Raw genomic sequence first — 16,929 nt, forward strand, 5'->3', positions numbered from 1 at the left:
TCTCGCGAAACGGGGAGGCGGCGTGACCAGCCTGGAAGAGCTGCCGATCCGGGCCGACCTGCGGGGGCTGTCGCCGTACGGGGCGCCGCAGTTGGACGTGCCGGTGCGGCTCAACACCAACGAGAATTCCCACCCGGTGCCGGAGCCGGTGGTCGAGGCGATCGGCAAGGCGCTCGCGGCCGAGCTGCGTGAGCTGAACCGCTACCCGGACCGGGACGCGGTGGCGCTCCGCGCCGACCTGGCCGAATATCTCGGGCACGGGCTCACTGTCGACCAGGTGTGGGCGGCCAACGGCTCCAACGAGATCCAGCAGCAGCTGCTCCAGGCGTTCGGCGGGCCGGGGCGCACGGCGCTCGGCTTCGTTCCGGCGTACTCGATGCACCCGCTGCTGGCCCTCGGCACCGGCACCCGGTGGGTGCCCGCCGCGCGCGGCGTCGACTTCGGGTTGACCGCCGAGGAGGCGGTCGCCCAGGTCCGCGAGCACCAGCCGGACGTGGTCTTCCTCTGCTCGCCGAACAACCCCACCGGCACGGCACTGGACCCGGCGGTGATCGCCGCGGTGCTCGACGTCGCTCCCGGCATGGTGGTCGTCGACGAGGCGTACGCCGAGTTCGCCAGGCCCGGGACGGTCAGCGCCCTGGCGGTGCTGCCCGGCCACCCACGGCTGGTGGTGACCCGGACGATGAGCAAGGCTTTCGGCTTCGCCGGTGGTCGGCTGGGTTACCTGGCCGCCGACCCGGCGGTGGTGCGGGCGGTGCAGCTCGTCCGTTTGCCGTACCATCTCTCCGCGCTCACCCAGGCTGCCGCACGCGCGGCGGTGGCTCACCGCGACGCCCTTCTCGGTACGGTGAGCGCGATCATGGCGCAGCGGGACCGGATCGTGGCGACGCTGCGCGAGCGGGGGTTGCGGGTCGCTGACAGCGACGCCAACTTCGTGCTCTTCGAGGTGGGCGGCGACCAGACCATCGTCTGGAACGCCCTGCTGGCGCAGGGGGTGCTGGTCCGTGACGTCGGCCTGCCCGGCTGGCTGCGGGTGACCGCCGGCACCGCCGCCGAGACCGACGCCTTCCTTTCTGCAATGGAGACTTCGCAATGAGTCGGACCGCCCGGGTGGAACGGATCACCAAGGAGACCAAGGTCCTCGTCGAGATCGATCTCGACGGCACCGGTGCCGCCGAGATCAGCACCGGCGTCGGCTTCTACGACCACATGCTGCACCAGATCGCCCGGCACGGCGGCTTCGACCTGACCGTGCGCACAGTGGGTGACCTGGAGATCGACGCGCACCACACGATCGAGGACACCGCGCTGGCCCTGGGTGCGGCGTTCGACCAGGCACTGGGCGACAAGGCCGGCATCCGGCGGTACGGTTCGGCGACCGTTCCGATGGACGAGGTGCTGGTCCGGGCGGCGGTGGACCTGTCCGGTCGGCCGTACGTGGTGCACGACGAGCCGGTGCTCGCCCCGTACATCGGGCCGGTGTACGCGACCAGCATGACCCGGCACATCTGGGAGTCCTTCGGTCAGGCGGCCCGGGTCACGCTGCACGTCGACGTGCTGCGGGCGGCCCGGCCCGGTGGTCACCCGGACGCGCACCACGTGGTGGAGGCGCAGTTCAAGGCGGTCTCCCGCGCGTTGCGCGAAGCCACCTCGATCGATCCGCGTTCCGCCGGGGCGATCCCGAGCACGAAGGGCGCGCTCTGATGCGCGCGAGGAGTGCAGCGCGGCGGAGCCCCGCAGTCGCGACTGGAAGGTGGCTCTGATGGGCGCCGCGTTGCCGACGTTGCTGCTGATTCTGGCCGGGGTGCTGGTGGGCGGCACCTGGTCGCTCTACCGGCAGGGCGCGCCGAAGGCCGCCGTGCTGATCACCGCGGCGCTCGCGGTGCTCGCCACCGTCGCCGGGGTGCTGCGGCTGCTGCCGGAGAACGGGTGATCGGGGTGACGACATGAGTGACGTGGTGGTGCTCGACTACGGCTCGGGCAACCTGCGCTCGGCGGAGCGGGCGCTGGCCGCCGCCGGAGCGGACGTCCGGGTGACCGACGACCTGGCCGCGGCGGCCGCCGCCGATGGTCTGGTGGTGCCGGGTGTGGGCGCGTACGCGGCGTGCATGGCGGGGATCGAGGCGCTGGGCGCCGGCCCGGTGATCGCCGAACGGGTGGCTGCCGGCCGGCCGGTGCTCGGCATCTGCGTGGGCATGCAGGTTCTCTTCGAGCACGGCGACGAGCACGGCGTGGTGACCAAGGGGCTGGGGCTGCTTCCCGGCGGGGTGACCCGGCTGGCCGCCACCCGGTTGCCGCACATGGGCTGGAACACGGTCCGGGCTCCGCGGGAGTCGGTGCTGTTCGCCGGGTTGACCGAGCAGAGCCGGTTCTACTTCGTCCACTCGTACGCGATGGGCGACCCGGCGGCGCTGGTCGCTGCCGGTGCCACTGTGACCACCGCCCACCACGACACGGATTTCGTCGCGGCGGTGGAGCGGGGCTCGTTGTCGGCGGCCCAGTTCCACCCGGAGAAGTCCGCCGACACCGGTGCCGCGCTGTTGCGCAACTGGCTCGCCACGCTGCCCAGCGGTGACTGAGCGCCGTCGCGCGGTGCCCGAGCGGCGGGCGTCGCGGTGAGCCGGGAGCGCGCCCGCCGACGGGCGGAGCGGGAGGCGGAGCAGGCCCGGGAGCGGGCGGTCCGGCAGCGCCAGGTGGCCCGGCGGCAACGCCGTCGCGCGGTGGTGCGCAGTTTGACGCCGCGGCTGCGGCGGGGTCGCTCCGGGCGGCTGGCCCGGCACACTCGGGGGGAGCGGGCCGCGATCGTGCTGCTCACCGGCGCGGCGTTGCTCCTGATCTGGACGTTTGTCGACAACCTGGCGTTGCGTATCGCGCTGATCGTGCTCTTGCTGCTCGTACTGCCGGCGATCGTGGTGATCGCCCTGGACCGTCGTACCTGATCGAGGAGAAGACCTTGAGCCTCACCCTGTTACCCGCCGTGGATGTCGCTGACGGCCGGGCCGTCCGGCTCGTGCAGGGCGCCGTCGGAAGCGAGAGCATCTACGGCGACCCGTTGGACGCGGCGCTGGCCTGGCAGCAGGACGGCGCGGAGTGGATCCACCTGGTCGACCTGGACGCGGCGTTCGGTCGGGGCACGAACGCGCACCTGCTCGCGGAGGTGGTGCGCCAGTTGGATGTGAAGGTGGAGCTCTCCGGGGGCATCCGTGATGACGAGTCGCTGCGTGCGGCGCTGGGCACCGGTGCGGCCCGGGTGAACATCGGGACCGCCGCTCTGGAGGATCCGGTCTGGTGTGACCGGGTGGTGGCGGAGTACGGCGACCGGGTGGCCATCGGGCTGGACGTGCGGGGTCACACCCTGTCGGCGCGGGGTTGGACCCGCGACGGTGGTGACCTGTACGAGGTGCTGGAGCGGCTGGACAAGGCGGGCGCGAGTCGGTACGTGGTCACCGACATCACCAAGGACGGCACGATGCGTGGGCCGAACCTGGATCTGCTGCGCGAGGTGTGTGCCCGTACGGACCGGCCGGTGATCGCCTCGGGTGGGGTGTCCACCCTGGACGACCTGCGGGCGTTGGCGACCCTGGAGTCGGCCGGGGTGGAGGGCGTGATCGCCGGCAAGGCGCTCTACGCGGGTGCCTTCACTGTGGCCGAGGCGCTGCGGACGCTGGCCGAGGCGTGACGACGACCCGACTGGGGTCGGGCGGCCCGTGGGAGCAGCGCTACGGGTACTCCCGGGTGGTCCGGGCCGGTGAGCGGGCCTGGACGGCGGGTTGCACGGCGACAGTGGACGGCCGGGTGGTGCACGTCGGTGATCCGGCCGCGCAGACCGCGCAGGCGCTGCGGATCGGGCTGGCCGCGCTCGCCGAGGTGGGTGCGGAGCCGGGCGATGTGGTCCGGACCAGGATGTACGTGACGGACCGGTTGCACGCCGACGAGGTGGGCCGGGCGCACAACGCGGTCTTCGGTGCGGTCCGGCCGGCCGCCACCCTGGTGGTGGTGGCCGGTCTGCTGGACCCGGAGCACCTGGTGGAGGTGGAGTTGGAGGCGTACCTCGGCGATCGCTGAGGTACCGCCCGGGCGTCCTGCCGGGCCGTCCTGCGCCCCGATAAGTTGTGCACAACTTAATTGTGGGCTACGGTTCAGCGGTGACCGATGACCTGGAGCTGCGCCGGCAGGTGTGCTTCGCGCTCTACGCCGCGTCGCGCGCACTGACCGACGTCTACCGGCCGATCCTCGACGAGGTCGGGTTGACCTACCCGCAGTACCTGGTGCTGCTGGTGCTCTGGGAGCGTCCCGACGACGCCCCCACGGTGTCCGAGCTGGGCGCCGAGCTGCGGCTGGACTCCGGCACGCTCTCCCCGCTGCTCAAGCGGCTGGAGGGGGCGGGCCTGGTGGTGCGGCGGCGGTCGGCCCGCGACGAGCGGCGGGTCGAGGTGGGCCTCACCGAGCAGGGCCGGGCGCTGCGCGAGCGCGTCTGCGACGTCCCGCTGCGGATCGCGCAGGCCACCGGGCTGGGCTTCGGCGAGCTCGTCGCGCTGCGCGACACCCTCACCCGGGTCACCGACACCATCCACCGACAGAAGGAGCAGTGACCACCATGCAGGTTGTCTACACCGCGTCCGCGACCGCCACCGGCGACGGCCGGGACGGCCACGTCGAGACCTCCGACGGCACGTTCGCACTCGACCTGGCCGTGCCGAAGGAGATGGGCGGCGCCGGTGGCGCGGCCAACCCCGAGCAGCTCTTCGCCGCCGGTTACGCGGCCTGCTTCCACAGCGCCCTGCGGCTGGTGGCCCGCCGGGCCAAGGCCGACGTGACCGGTTCCGTGGTCGGCGCCGAGGTGGGCATCGGCCCGAACGGCAGCGGCGGCTTCGGGCTCACCGTGCAGCTCGTCGTCGACCTGCCCGCCGCGCCCCGCGAGGTCGCCGAGCAGATCGTCGAGCAGGCCCACCAGGTCTGCCCGTACTCCAACGCCACCCGTGGCAACGTCGACGTCACACTGACCGTCCGCGAGACCCTGTCCGCGTGACCTCGCGGCCCCAGGCCCCATCCGCGGACGAGAGGACGACCACCCCGTGACCAGTAACCGCGAGATCCACCTGGCCAGCCGCCCCCAGGGCTGGCCCACCGAAGACACCTTCCGGCTCGTCGAGACCGAGGTTCCGACGCCCGGACCGGGCCAGATCGTGGTCCGCAACCAGTACATGTCCGTCGACCCGTACATGCGCGGACGGATGAACGACGTCAAGTCGTACGTGCCGCCGTTCGCGCTCGACGCGCCGCTCGACGGTGCCGCGATCGGTGCGGTGGTGGCCAGCGAGGCGGCGGACATCGCCGTCGGGACCACAGTCCTGCACGGGCTGGGCTGGCGGGAGTACACGCTGCTCGACGCCACCGCGGCCCGACCCGTCGACCCGAACATCGCCCCGGTCAGCGCTTACCTGAGCGTGCTCGGCATGACCGGGCTGACGGCGTACGCCGGGCTGCTGGAGGTGGCCGCGATGAAGCCCGGCGAGACGGTCTTCGTCTCCGCCGCGGCCGGCGCGGTGGGCAGCCTGGTCGGCCAGATCGCCAAGCTCAAGGGCGCCGGCCGGGTGATCGGCAGCGCCGGCTCGCCGGCCAAGGTCGAGCGGCTGCGGGCGCTGGGCTTCGACGCCGCCTTCGACTACCACGACGGCATCCGCGAGTCGCTGCGGGCGGCCGCCCCGGACGGCATCGACGTCTACTTCGACAACGTCGGCGGCGACCACCTGGAGGCCGCGATCTCGGCCATGAACCTGCACGGCCGGGCCGCCATCTGCGGCATGATCTCGCAGTACAACGCCACCGAGCCGCCGGCCGCCCCGCGCAACCTGGCGCTGGTCATCGGCAAGCGGCTCACACTGCGCGGCTTCCTGGTCAACGACCACAACGACATGCGGGCGGCGTTCGTGCGCGACGTCGCGGGCTGGCTGCGCGACGGCACGCTGTCCTACGACGAGACGATCGTGGACGGCATCGAGAACGCCCCGGCCGCGTTCCTCGGCCTGTTGCGCGGCGACAACCTCGGCAAGATGCTCGTCCGCGTGTGACGCAGACCTCTCTCACGGCGGTCGACCCGATCGGGTCGACCGCCGTGCCGCGTGCGGAGGATAGGCTCGCGGCATGACGGTGGCGGTACGGGTGATCCCCTGTCTGGACGTGGACGCCGGGCGGGTGGTCAAGGGGGTCAACTTCCTCGACCTGCGTGACGCCGGCGACCCGGTGGAACTGGCTGCCGCGTACGACCGGGCCGGCGCTGACGAGTTGACCTTCCTCGACGTCACGGCGTCCTCCAGCGACCGGGGCACAATGCTCGACGTGGTGCGCCGCACCGCCGAGTCGGTGTTCATCCCGCTGACCGTCGGCGGTGGCGTCCGGCAGGTCGCCGACGTGGACACACTGCTGCGCGCCGGCGCGGACAAGGTCGGCGTGAACACCGCAGCCATCGCCCGTCCGGAGCTGATCGCCGAGATCGCCGACCGGTTCGGCAGGCAGGTGCTCGTGCTCTCCCTCGACGTGCGGCGGTCGCCGAACGGCGGCACGCCCAGCGGCTTCGAGGTCACCACCCACGGGGGTCGGCGCGGCACCGGCATCGACGCCGTGTGGTGGGCGCACCGGGGCGCCGAGTTGGGCGCGGGGGAGATCCTGCTCAACTCGATGGACGCCGACGGCACCAAGGCGGGCTTCGACCTGGAGCTGATCGCCGCGGTGCGCGCGGTGGTGGACGTGCCGGTGGTGGCCAGTGGGGGCGCCGGCGAGGTGGCCCACTTTCCGCCCGCTGTCGGCGCCGGCGCGGACGCCGTGCTCGCCGCCAGCGTCTTCCACTTCGGCGAGCTGACCGTCGCCGAGGTCAAGGACGCGCTGCGCCTCGGCGGCCATCCGGTGCGCTGAGCAGCTCAGCGCTCGCCGGAGTGGCCCTCCGGTGACCGGCGCGGGGTGGGGATCGAACGGACCGCGTACTCCTGGACGGCAGCCGCGTGGTCGGCCTCGTCCAGGATCCAGTCGGCGCTGCCCGGCGCGTGCCGGCGGGTCAACACACCCTGCACGGTGTCCACCATTGTCGCCACACCCGCGCGCGGCCGGGTGCGCCACAGCTGCTCACCCTCGGCGGTGATGCGGAACCAGCCGTCGGCGACGCTGACCAGCCCGGCGCCGACCAACCGCTGGACCGCTGCCTCCACCTCGTGTCGCTGCGGAATCGCGTGGTTGAGGTGGTCGGCGGTGGAGAGCACGTCGGTCAGGCGGACGCCCTCCGGTCGTCGGCTTGTCGCGGACCGGCGGTGCCGTCCGGCCCCGCTCGCGATGACGAGCGACACGAAGATCCAGGCGTCGTTCCAGCGCCAACCGTTCTCCCCCATGCAGAGATGATGACGGCGCGCGTCGCGGAAGGGAACACCCACCCGCGAACCGGTGCGCGGCACCACCACCACGTACCGGTTCGCGGACGGTCGGTGAGGGTTCAGCCGGCCGGGGTGGCCGGCGCGGGGTTGCCCGGTGGGGGCGCGGCGCTGTCCGGCTCGGTGCCCTCCGGCACGGCGAACAGCGGGATGAAGAACTGGGCCAACGGGCCGATGGCCAGGGCGTACGCGACGGTTCCCAGGCCGACCTTGCCGCCGAGCAGCCAGCCCAGCGCCAGCACTGTGACCTCGATGACGGTGCGCACCAGGCGGATCGACCGGCCGGGCCGGCGGGCCACGTACCCGGTCATCAAGCCGTCGCGGGGGCCGGGGCCCAGATTGGCACCGAGGTAGAGGGCGGTGGCCGCGCCGTTGGCGACGATCCCGCTTGTCAGCAGCGCGATCTGGACGCTGAGCGGACCACCGGTGGGCACCAGGGCCAGTGTGGCGTCCACCACCAGGCCGATCACCACGACGTTGCTGACAGTGCCGAGGCCAGGCCGCTGCCGTAGCGGGATCCAGAGCAGCAGGACCAGCGCGCCGACGCCGATGGTGACAGTGCCGAAGGAGAGCCCGGTCAGCTCGGAGAGCCCCTGGTGGAACACGTCCCACGGGTCGAGGCCCAGGTCGGAGCGGATCATCAGGGCCATGCTGACGCCGTAGAGCGTGAGCCCGAGGTAGAGCTGGACCAACCGTCGAACCGGTCGGTGCCGCAGATTGCCAAGCAGTGCCATGCATGCCACCCTAGGTGCCAATCCGCGTCGAGGAAGAAGCCAATATCCGAGGAGTGGCTATGACAGGGCAGGTGCGCGGCGTCCAATTGGCCCGTCTGCTCGGGCAGTGGCATGCCCTGCCGGGCCGCCGCCGCAGCCCCGACTACGCCGCGCTGGCCGGCTCGGTGCGCGGGCTGCTCGCCGACGGCCGGCTGCCGCTGGGCGTCCGCCTCCCGGCCGAACGGGAGCTGGCCGAGGCGCTGCGGATCAGCCGGACCACCGTCACCGCCGCCTACCGGCAGCTCCGCGAGACCGGACACCTGGCCAGCCGTCGTGGCGCCGGTAGCTGGACGATGCTGCCCGGCAACCACCGGGTGGCCAGCACCGGCCTGTGGACCCCGCTGGACGACAGGGAGATGCTCGACCTCGGCGTCGCGGCGCTGGCCGCCCCGCCGCAGCTGTTGTCAGCCGCGCGGGCCGCCACCGAGGACCTGCCCCGCTACCTCGGCGGGGCCGGTTACCACCCGACCGGCATCATCGAGCTGCGCGAGGCGGTGGCCGACGCGTACTCCGCCCGGGGTCTGCCCACCTCGGCCGACCAGATCATGGTCACCAGCGGCACCCAGCACGCACTGGATCTGGTGCTGCGGCTCGCCCTGGCCCCGGGCGGCACCGTGCTGGTCGAGTCCCCGACCTACCCCAACGCCCTCGCCGCGCTGGCTGGCCGGCGGGCCCGGATCAGCACCCACGGGCTGGCCGCCGACGCCGGTTGGGAGCCCGACCTGCTGCTGGGCACTCTCCGGCAGACCCGGCCCAAGCTGGCCTACCTGATTCCCGAGTTCCAGAACCCGACAGGGCATCTGATGCCCGCCTCCCTGCGCGAACACGTGGTGGCCGTGGCGCACGCGGTCGGCACCGATCTGATCATCGACGAGTCCTTCGTGGACCTGTCCATGGACGGCACCGAGGTGCCACCCCCGGTCGCCACCTACGACCGGCACAGCCGGGTGGTCAGCATCGGCGGGATGAGCAAGCCCTACTGGGGTGGCCTGCGGATCGGCTGGGTCCGCGCGTCCGCGCCGCAGGTGCAGCGGCTGGCCGCCGTGCGGGTCGGGGTCGACATGGCCAGCCCGGTGCTGGACCAACTGGTAGCGGTGCACCTGCTCGCCGACGCCGAGGCCATCGTCGCCGACCGCCGCGTCCAGTTGGCCGTCCAGCGCGACGCCCTGCTCGGCGCGCTGGCGCACCAACTGCCGGAGTGGCGGGTCACAGTGCCACGGGGTGGCGTGACGCTCTGGGCCGAGTTGGACGGCCCGGTCTCGAGCGCGCTGGCCCGGGCCGCGGAGGAGGTCGGCGTACGGCTGGCCCCGGGCCCCCGGTTCGGCCTGGACGGCACCCTGGAGCGCTTCCTGCGGCTGCCCTTCACCCTGCCAGCGGCGGACCTCGTGGAGGCCGTCGGGCGGATCGCGGCGATCCGCTACGACCTGGACCGGGCCGGCCGTCAGCGGTGGCGGGAGCCCGCCGTCATCGCCTGAGCCAGCGCCCAACCACCAGCGGCATCCGCCGGCACCATTATGCCGGGAATGCGTCATCCGCCCCAGCTCGGCTGCCAGACTCCCCTGGTGGGCCAGGACAGCGGGACACGCGGGGTCCGCCGCAGTGCGCCGGGCTCGCGGGCGACCCCGCTGGAACTCTTCTACGACCTGGTCTTCGTCTTCGCGTTCCTGCACGTCACCACGGCCACCGCCGGCAATCCGACCGCCCGGGGCCTGGTCCAGTGCCTGGTGCTGCTGGCCCTGCTCTGGTGGTGCTGGTCGGCGTTCGCCCTGCTGGGCAACCTGATCCGTACCGACCAGGGGATCGTCCCGGCGGTCGGCTTCGTCACCATCGCCGCCGCCTTCGTGCTGGCGCTGAGTCTGCCGAAGGCGTTCGTCGACCGTCCCGGTGGGCTGTTCGGTCCGCTGGTCTTCGCGACCTGCTACTTCCTCGTCAGGGTGAGCGAGAGTGTGATCTTCCTGTGGATCGGCCGCCGGAACCGCGACGTGCGTCGACGCTGGCAGCTGCTCGCCCTGCCGGCGGTCGTGGCCACGGCCCTCATCGTGGTCGCCGGGCTGCTGCCGCAGCGGCTCTTCGACGGAACAGCCGAGTCGGTGGCCCGCCTGCTGTGCTGGCTCGCGGCCCTCGGCGTGGAGTACGGGGCCGGCCTCGCGCTGCGGGGCACCGGGTGGACAGTGCTCTCCGCCGGGCACTGGGCGGAGCGGCACGGTCAGATCGTCCTGATCGCCCTCGGCGAGGCCATCATCGCACTCGGGTTCAGTCCCAGCGAAACCGCTGGTCTACCGCTGACCTGGCCGGTGCTGATCGCCGCGGTGCTCGGCATCGCGGTGGCCGCCGCGATGTGGTGGGCGTACTTCGACACCCTGGCGCTCGGCATGGAACAGACCCTGCACCGCACCCGCGACCCGTACGCGCGCGCCATCCTGGCCCGGAACGCCTACAGCTACCTGCACCTGCCGGTCATCGCCGGCGTCATCCTGTTCGCGCTCGGGCTCAAGGGGCTGATCCACGAAGGCGCCGATCCCACCACACCGAGCTGGGGCGTTCCGCTGCCGAGCTTCGAGCTGCTGGCGCTCAACGGTGGGGTCGCGCTCTACCTGCTCGCGCTCATCGTGCTCGGCCGGCGGATGCTCGGCGCCCCCCGCTGGCCCACGATCGGCGGGATCCTGCTGCTGATTGCGCTGGTGCCGGCTGCCGGGTCGCTACCCGAGCTGATCGCCTTGGCCATGGTGGCCCTCGCCACGGCGGTGGCGGTGGCGCTGCAGACGGTTGTCGACTCCCGGCGCCGGGCCGGGGTCCGGCAGATGGCGTTCGAGGAGCAGCTCGCCGCGGAGGAGGAGCACACGAGGTGGCGGGGTCACCACCTGTGAGGGTCCCATGCCGACTTCCTCGCCGGCACGGGACCCTCGGTCGGCTCAGAGCTCGGCGAGGGTGCCGGCGTACATCTTGTCGATCTCGGTGGCGAAGTTGCTCTCCACCCCACGCCGCTTGATCTTCAAGGACGGGGTGATCTCGCCGTCCTCGATCGTCAGGTCGCGCGGGAGGATGGCCACCTTCTTGATGGTCTCCCAGCGGTTGAGCTTGGCGTTGAGCTGGGCGACGTACTCCTCGACCATCGTCTGGGCCTCAGCCGACGCGACGATCTCGGTGTAGCTGCGCCCTTCGAGGGGGCCGCCGGCGACCCAGCCCCGGATCGCGTCCGGGTCCAGGGTGACCAGCATCGTGCAGAAGTTGCGGGCCTGACCGACGACGACCGCCTGCGAGGTGTACGGGCAGATGGCCTTGAACATGCCCTCGATGTGCGACGGCGCGATGTACTTGCCGCCCGACGTCTTGACCAGGTCCTTCTTGCGGTCGGTGATGCGCAGGTAGCCCTGCTCGTCGAGGCTGCCGATGTCACCGGTACGGAAGAAGCCGTCCTCGGTGAACGAGGCGGCGGTCTCCTCCGGCAGGTTGTGGTAGCCGCGCATCACCGGCCGACCCCGCACCAGGATCTCCCCGTCGGTGTCGATCTTGCATTCGAGGTCGCCCATCGCCCGGCCCACGGTGCCGATCCGCAGCCCGGCCGGGGGGTTGACGAAGTTGCCGGCGCTGGTCTCGGTCAGGCCGTAGCCCTCGGAGATCGGCAGGTTCGCGGCGGCGAAGAAGGTGGCGATCTCGGGGCTGAGCGGCGCGGCGCCGGACACCAGCACCCGCATCCGGCCGCCCAGGCGGGCCTGGAGCTTGCTGAACACCAGCTTCTCGGCAAGCCCGTAGCGCAGCTTCAGCCCGGCCGGCACCGGCTTGCCCGCCTGCTCCAGGGTGACCTTCTCCTTGCCGACGCCGACGGCCCAGCCGAAGATCTTCGCCTTCGCGCCGCCGGCGCCCTGCGCGGTGGTCACTGCCTTGTTGTAGACCTTCTCGAACACCCGGGGAGCACCGCACATCAGTGTCGGGCGGATGACCGAGAGAAGGTCGACCAGCTTGTCCACCCGCCCGTCGACGTAGGTGGGCAGGCCGACGTGGATGGCGCCGCAGAGCAGGGTCTTGCCGAACGAGTGGGCCAGCGGCAGCCACAGGTACTGCAGGTCGTCGTCGCGCAGCAGCCCGACCTCCGCCTGCGCCACGGCCTCCCAGCACCAGCCGCCGTGCAGCAGCTCGACGCCCTTGGGTTGGCCGGTGGTGCCGGAGGTGTAGATCAGGGTGGCCAGGTGGTCCGGGCCGATGCCGGCCACCAGCATGTCGATCAGCTCCGGCTCGGCGGCCAGCGCCTGGGTGCCGCGCTCCTCCAGGTCGGCCAGCGTCAACTGCGCGATGGCGGCGTTCGGGTCGACGGCGCCGTCGAGGAGCACCACGTGGGTGAGCGCGGGCAGGGACGCCCCAGCGATCTTCGCCGCCTGGGCCGGGTTCTCCGCGAACAGCACCTTCGACCCGGAGTCGGCGATGATGTACGTCGCGTCGGCCGGCTCGGTGGTGGGGTAGACGGTGGTGGTCGCGCCGCCGGCGCACATGATGCCGAGGTCGGCGATCACCCATTCCAGCCGGGTGTTGGCGAGGATCGCGACCGGGTCCTCCTGGCCGACGCCGAGGCCGTGCAGGCCGGCGGCGACCGCCTTGGCGCGCTGGCCGACCTGCGCCCAGGTCAGCCAGACGGGCCCCGAGTCGTCGGGGTTCGGGGACGCGAACGCGTTCCGGTCGGGGGTGGCCGCCACGCGCTTGAGGAACATGTCCGGGATGGAACGGTACGGTACATCGAGAGCCATCGCTGTAGCCGCCTTCGGGGGTGGTGGCGTGACGGTCGTCACGTCATGATGGTTACCGAAGAGTATTGCCTGTTGCCGTGCATCGGCTAGCCCTGGTGATCGTCCGGCCGGCCCATCCCGCCAACCGGTACGGCCGATCAGGCGTACCGGGCAGCCACCACCGACCAGTCGTAGGTGGCCCGGACCCAGTTGCGCCGGGCGGCCAGGGCGTCGCGGATCCCGTCGTCGCCGGCGGCGCGCAGTGCCTCCTCAGCGTCCAGGTACGCCGCCAACCCCTGGTTGAACCGGTGTGCCGCACTCCGCAGCGCTGTCACCTCGTCCGCGTCGCTGCCCTGGGCGATCACCGTGACGAGGTTGTGCGCGTCCGGGTCGGCCTGGCTCTCCTTGCCGTAGGAGAAGAGGTCGTTGCACCAGCAGACCAGGTCCACCGCCAGCAGGTCCAGGGCGACCAGCCCCGGGTTGGCCCGCTGAGCTGGCCCGGAGGGCCGCGTCGACGCCAGGTCGGTCAGGGTGAGGCAGGGGTGCACGCCGCCGATGTGCCGGCGTAGCTGCACGTACTCCGCCACCTCGGGCACGCGCCGACGTTCCCGGTTGCCCGCCTCCCAGAGCAGCGCCAACAGGTACTCGCGCATCTGGCTGACGAACCGCAGCAGCAGCCCTGCGTGATCGTGCAGTCGGGTCCGGCGGCAGAGGTCGTGCAACGCGTCACCCAGTGGCCCGACGGCGGGCGGTACGACGTACGGGTCACCGCAGCGGTCCAGCACGTCGAGCAGGGTGCTGATCGCCGGACCCAGTCGGACCGGGTCGGCGCCGAGGCCGTCCTCGTCGCAGGCGTCGTCCATCACGAAGAGCCAGCTGATCAGGTCGGTGAGCAGCCGCAGGCCGTCGACGGAGCCGTCCGGGCAGGCACGGCCGGCCAGTCCGGCGGCGTCGGCCCGTTCCAGGCGTCGCACGCGTTGGCTGGAATCGACCAGCCCGAACGTGCGCGCCCACTCCACGCTCTCACCCGCCACCTGGTCGGTGGCCCCGTGGCGTCCGGTGGGAAACGGGGGTTCCCTCAGCGCCGAAATCGCGAAGTCCCGCACAATGCGCCCCCACTTCGTGCCGCTCGGCGCGGAGCGGCGCGGTGAAGCGTACGGGAGGAGGTATCAGCGTCCTTCGCTGGGTGTGGGCAACTCCACAGTTGTTCGGTGACCGTTTACGTACAAACAGTCACATGCCCAGGTTGGCGGTGCGTAGCCGCCGAGCCGCCTCGGTCGAGCCGTTCAGTTGGACCCGGGCCACCCGTTGCCGGCCGGAGACGAACAGCACCAGCTCGGCCGGAGCGCCGACCAGGCGCAGTGGCTCACCACCGCGTCCGAGGGAGATCTCACCGTGGCCGGGCGCCTGCACGTAGAGGTCCGCCGGAAAGCGGCGCAGTGCCAGCCGGACCATCGGGGCCGCGCGTTTCCAGAGCGCGCTCTGCAGGCCGGTGGGCAGATCGCGCGGCTGCCACCCGGAGCCGGCCCGCCGGACGTCCTCGTGATGGATGAAGAACTCCATCGTGTTTGCCAACTCGTCGGTCAGCGGGTTGCTGACCGGGCTCCACAGCGGCGGTCGGCGCACCTGGGCCACCAGCTCGGGGTAGGGCCGTGCGGCGAGTCGCCGACGGACCCGTTCGGCGTAGCCGCGCAGCGGCGGCAGCAAGATCCCACCCGCCGCGTCCGGACGGCGCTCCCGCAACACCAGATGCGCGGCGAGGTCACGGGTCGCCCAGCCCTCGTTGATGGTCGGGGCGTCCGGCCCGAGGGCCAGGAGAAGATCGGCGAGCGCCTCGCGCTCGGCTCGGGCGTACCGCGGCATGGCCCGATCGTAGGCCCGGCGGCCCGCAGGCGCGCGACAGCGGAGGCCGATCGGCCGGCGCGGGACAGCGGACGTCGGTCGGCCGGCGCGTGACACACGACGCCGGTCGGCGCCTGCGGCACGCCGCCGTCCGGTACGTGATGGTCGACATATCCAGTCAGGGTCGGCGGCACTGGCCCCGACCGGTAAGGATGAGGGAGATAATTGCGGCTTACGGCGGGGGAGAGCGTGGCGAGCAAGACAAGTCGGGACGTTCTCAGTCGAGGGCTGGGGGTCCTGCGGCAGGCGATCCGTGAGCAACCGCGGATCTTCTCCGTGGCGGTCGTCGGCAGCGTGCTCTTCGGCGGGATGATCATTGTCAGCGCCCGGGTGGTCGGGTCGGTCATCGGTGAGGTGGCGCTTCCGGCCATCGAACGCGGCGAGGTGGGCGCCGGCACCCTGGCGCTGGCCGCGGCCGCGTTGTTCGGGATCAGCGTGCTGCGGGTGGCGGGCATCTTCGGCCGCCGGCTCGGCGCCGGCTACATGCAGTACCGCCTCCAGGCCTCCTACCGACGCAGGGTGACCCGTCGGTACCTGGAGCTGCCGCTGTCCTGGCACCACCGCAACTCCACCGGCACCCTGCTGTCGAACGCCAACTCCGACGTGGAGGCGGCCTGGTACCCGATCGCGCCGCTGCCGTTCGCCGTCGGCACGTTGGTGATGCTGGTCGGCGCGATAGTGTCGCTCTTCGCCACCGACTGGGCGCTCGCCCTGGTCGGGCTCGCGGTCTTCCCCGCGCTCTTCGCGCTCAACGTCGTCTACTCCCGCCGGATGGCCCCCCGGCAGGCGCGGGCGCAGCGACTGCGCGCCGAGGTCAGCGGCATCGCCCACGAGAGCTTCGACGGCGCCCTGGTGGTCAAGACGATGGGCCGCGAGGCCCAGGAAACCGCCCGGTTCGCGGGCCGCGCCGGTGAGCTGCGCGACTCGCTGATCGCTGTCGGCCGGCTGCGCGGCATCTTCGACCCGCTGCTGGAGACGCTGCCCAGCCTCGGCACCCTCGCCGTACTGGTGGTCGGGGCGTTCCGGCTGCGCCAGGGAGCGATCAGCGTGACCGAGCTGGTCAGCGTGGCCTTCCTCTTCACAGTGCTGGCCTTCCCGGTGCGGGCCATCGGTTGGGTGCTGGCCGAGCTGCCGCGCAGCGTCGCCGGCTGGGACCGGGTGCGCCGGGTGCTCGACGCCACCGGCGAGATGCCGTACGGGCAGCGGGTGCTCGACCCGGCCGGTGCCGGCCCGGCCACCCTCACCTTCACCGACGTGCACTACTCCTACCCGCCGGCCGAAGCGCACCCGCCCGGCGCGCAGGTCCTCGGCGAGGTCGGCTTCACGGTGCCGTCCGGTCGGACGGTGGCCCTGGTGGGGCCGACCGGCGCCGGCAAGTCCACAATCGCCTCGCTGGCGGTGCGCCTCGTCGACCCGGACTCCGGCACTGTGTGCCTGGACGGCGTGGACGTGCGCGAGCTGACCTCCGCGTCGTTGGCCGGCACTGTGGCCCTGGTCGCCCAGGTGCCCTTCATCTTCGACGACACGGTCCGCGCCAACATCGCCCTCGACCGGCCCGGTGTCGACGACGAGGTGGTCTGGGCCGCGCTGCGGCTGGCCGAGGCGGACGGGTTCGTCGCCGCGCTGCCCGATGGTCTGGACACCATGGTCGGCGAGCGGGGCACGTCGCTCTCCGGCGGTCAGCGGCAGCGGCTCACACTGGCCCGCGCGCTGGCCGGTCGACCGCGCCTGCTGGTGCTCGACGACGCGACGAGCGCTGTCGATCCTCGAGTGGAGGCGGCCATCCTGGCGGGGCTGCGGTCGTCAACCACCCAGGCGGGAGTTCCGGCCGCGTCGATCCTGGTGGTGGCGTACCGCCGGGCCACCATCGCGCTCGCCGACGAGGTCATCTACGTGGAGCAGGGACGGGTGGTCGCCCGCGGCACCCACAGCGAGTTGTTGGCCACCGTGCCCGGCTACGTCGACCTGGTCACCGCCTACGAGCAGGCCGAGGTGGAGCGGGCACAGGAAAGTTCCTACGGCGACGACGTGGCGCCGCTGCCGTCGGGCCTGGAGATCGAGGCGGGACCGGTGAGCGCGAGGAGTGCAGCGCAGCGGAGCTCCGCAGTCGCGAACGAA

18 protein-coding genes and 1 pseudogene are annotated in these 16,929 nt (G+C 72.2%); 14 read left to right on the top strand and 5 right to left on the bottom strand.

Annotated features, from left to right (window positions below):
• Positions 1-22: 22 nt before the first annotated feature.
• The 11 genes from AB0K35_RS20385 to hisF all read left to right on the top strand — a co-directional run bounded on the left by AB0K35_RS20385 (position 23) and on the right by hisF (position 6,912).
• Positions 23-1,096: a histidinol-phosphate transaminase gene (locus AB0K35_RS20385; protein ID WP_238667368.1), complete on the top strand. Its 1,074-nt coding sequence runs from the start codon at positions 23-25 to the stop codon at positions 1,094-1,096.
• The gene (hisB, locus tag AB0K35_RS20390; protein WP_030334475.1) at positions 1,093-1,704 is read left to right on the top strand and encodes an imidazoleglycerol-phosphate dehydratase HisB; all 612 of its coding nucleotides are present in this window, start codon (positions 1,093-1,095) and stop codon (positions 1,702-1,704) included. Before AB0K35_RS20385 ends, hisB begins: the two co-directional genes overlap by 4 nt.
• 58 nt (positions 1,705-1,762) lie before the next feature.
• Positions 1,763-1,933 (top strand): hypothetical protein, encoded by a 171-nt coding sequence (locus AB0K35_RS20395; protein WP_167362522.1) that lies wholly within the window; start codon positions 1,763-1,765, stop codon positions 1,931-1,933.
• Positions 1,934-1,946: 13 nt separating this feature from the next.
• On the top strand, positions 1,947-2,579 hold the full coding sequence (gene hisH, locus AB0K35_RS20400; RefSeq protein ID WP_238667367.1) for an imidazole glycerol phosphate synthase subunit HisH: 633 nt from the start codon (positions 1,947-1,949) through the stop codon (positions 2,577-2,579).
• Positions 2,580-2,615: 36 nt separating this feature from the next.
• Complete coding sequence (locus AB0K35_RS20405; RefSeq protein ID WP_238667366.1) at positions 2,616-2,939, top strand: hypothetical protein; 324 nt, start codon at positions 2,616-2,618, stop codon at positions 2,937-2,939.
• A 14-nt stretch (positions 2,940-2,953) separates the two neighbouring features.
• Positions 2,954-3,679 carry a bifunctional 1-(5-phosphoribosyl)-5-((5-phosphoribosylamino)methylideneamino)imidazole-4-carboxamide isomerase/phosphoribosylanthranilate isomerase PriA gene (gene priA / locus AB0K35_RS20410; RefSeq protein ID WP_091407754.1) on the top strand — a complete coding sequence of 242 codons (726 nt, stop codon included), beginning with the start codon at positions 2,954-2,956 and terminating at the stop codon, positions 3,677-3,679.
• The gene (locus tag AB0K35_RS20415) at positions 3,676-4,065 is read left to right on the top strand and encodes a RidA family protein (RefSeq protein WP_124776183.1); all 390 of its coding nucleotides are present in this window, start codon (positions 3,676-3,678) and stop codon (positions 4,063-4,065) included. The genes priA and AB0K35_RS20415 overlap by 4 nt, the downstream gene beginning before the upstream one ends.
• An 80-nt stretch (positions 4,066-4,145) precedes the next feature.
• Positions 4,146-4,592: a MarR family winged helix-turn-helix transcriptional regulator gene (locus tag AB0K35_RS20420; protein ID WP_238667365.1), complete on the top strand. Its 447-nt coding sequence runs from the start codon at positions 4,146-4,148 to the stop codon at positions 4,590-4,592.
• 5 nt (positions 4,593-4,597) lie between these two features.
• The gene (locus tag AB0K35_RS20425; RefSeq protein WP_112668570.1) at positions 4,598-5,029 is read left to right on the top strand and encodes an organic hydroperoxide resistance protein; all 432 of its coding nucleotides are present in this window, start codon (positions 4,598-4,600) and stop codon (positions 5,027-5,029) included.
• Between the two features lie 46 nt (positions 5,030-5,075).
• Positions 5,076-6,071, top strand: coding sequence for an NADP-dependent oxidoreductase (locus AB0K35_RS20430; protein WP_238667364.1), 996 nt, complete (start codon positions 5,076-5,078; stop codon positions 6,069-6,071).
• A gap of 73 nt (positions 6,072-6,144) precedes the next feature.
• Positions 6,145-6,912 (top strand): imidazole glycerol phosphate synthase subunit HisF, encoded by a 768-nt coding sequence (gene hisF / locus AB0K35_RS20435; RefSeq protein ID WP_238667363.1) that lies wholly within the window; start codon positions 6,145-6,147, stop codon positions 6,910-6,912.
• 5 nt (positions 6,913-6,917) lie between these two features.
• Here hisF and AB0K35_RS20440 read toward each other — a convergent pair whose 3' ends face one another.
• On the bottom strand, positions 6,918-7,379 hold the full coding sequence (locus AB0K35_RS20440; RefSeq protein ID WP_091407765.1) for a hypothetical protein: 462 nt from the start codon (positions 7,377-7,379) through the stop codon (positions 6,918-6,920).
• A gap of 101 nt (positions 7,380-7,480) precedes the next feature.
• Complete coding sequence (locus AB0K35_RS20445; protein ID WP_363886832.1) at positions 7,481-8,152, bottom strand: hypothetical protein; 672 nt, start codon at positions 8,150-8,152, stop codon at positions 7,481-7,483.
• Positions 8,153-8,211: 59 nt separating this feature from the next.
• Between AB0K35_RS20445 and AB0K35_RS20450 the strand changes: the two genes are divergently transcribed.
• Positions 8,212-9,666, top strand: a complete 1,455-nt coding sequence (locus tag AB0K35_RS20450; RefSeq protein ID WP_238667361.1) for a PLP-dependent aminotransferase family protein — start codon at positions 8,212-8,214, stop codon at positions 9,664-9,666.
• A gap of 48 nt (positions 9,667-9,714) precedes the next feature.
• Entirely contained in the window at positions 9,715-11,058 is a 1,344-nt protein-coding gene (locus tag AB0K35_RS20455; protein ID WP_363886834.1) for a low temperature requirement protein A, read from the top strand.
• A gap of 45 nt (positions 11,059-11,103) precedes the next feature.
• Here the strand turns inward: AB0K35_RS20455 and AB0K35_RS20460 are convergent, their stop codons facing one another.
• From AB0K35_RS20460 to AB0K35_RS20470, 3 genes are all read right to left on the bottom strand, one after another.
• Positions 11,104-12,930, bottom strand: coding sequence for a long-chain fatty acid--CoA ligase (locus AB0K35_RS20460; protein ID WP_238667359.1), 1,827 nt, complete (start codon positions 12,928-12,930; stop codon positions 11,104-11,106).
• Positions 12,931-13,067: 137 nt separating this feature from the next.
• Positions 13,068-13,928: a terpene synthase gene (locus tag AB0K35_RS20465; RefSeq protein WP_238667358.1), complete on the bottom strand. Its 861-nt coding sequence runs from the start codon at positions 13,926-13,928 to the stop codon at positions 13,068-13,070.
• Positions 13,929-14,142: 214 nt separating this feature from the next.
• Positions 14,143-14,772 carry a TIGR03085 family metal-binding protein gene (locus tag AB0K35_RS20470; RefSeq protein ID WP_363886837.1) on the bottom strand — a complete coding sequence of 210 codons (630 nt, stop codon included), beginning with the start codon at positions 14,770-14,772 and terminating at the stop codon, positions 14,143-14,145.
• A gap of 228 nt (positions 14,773-15,000) precedes the next feature.
• Here AB0K35_RS20470 and AB0K35_RS20475 point away from each other — a divergent pair.
• Positions 15,001-16,872, top strand: a pseudogene (locus AB0K35_RS20475) (ABC transporter ATP-binding protein); the annotation flags it as partial.
• Positions 16,873-16,929 lie beyond the last annotated feature (57 nt).

The sequence above is a fragment of the Micromonospora sp. NPDC053740 genome, from assembly GCF_040677775.1.
Lineage (GTDB): Bacteria > Actinomycetota > Actinomycetes > Mycobacteriales > Micromonosporaceae > Micromonospora > Micromonospora alfalfae.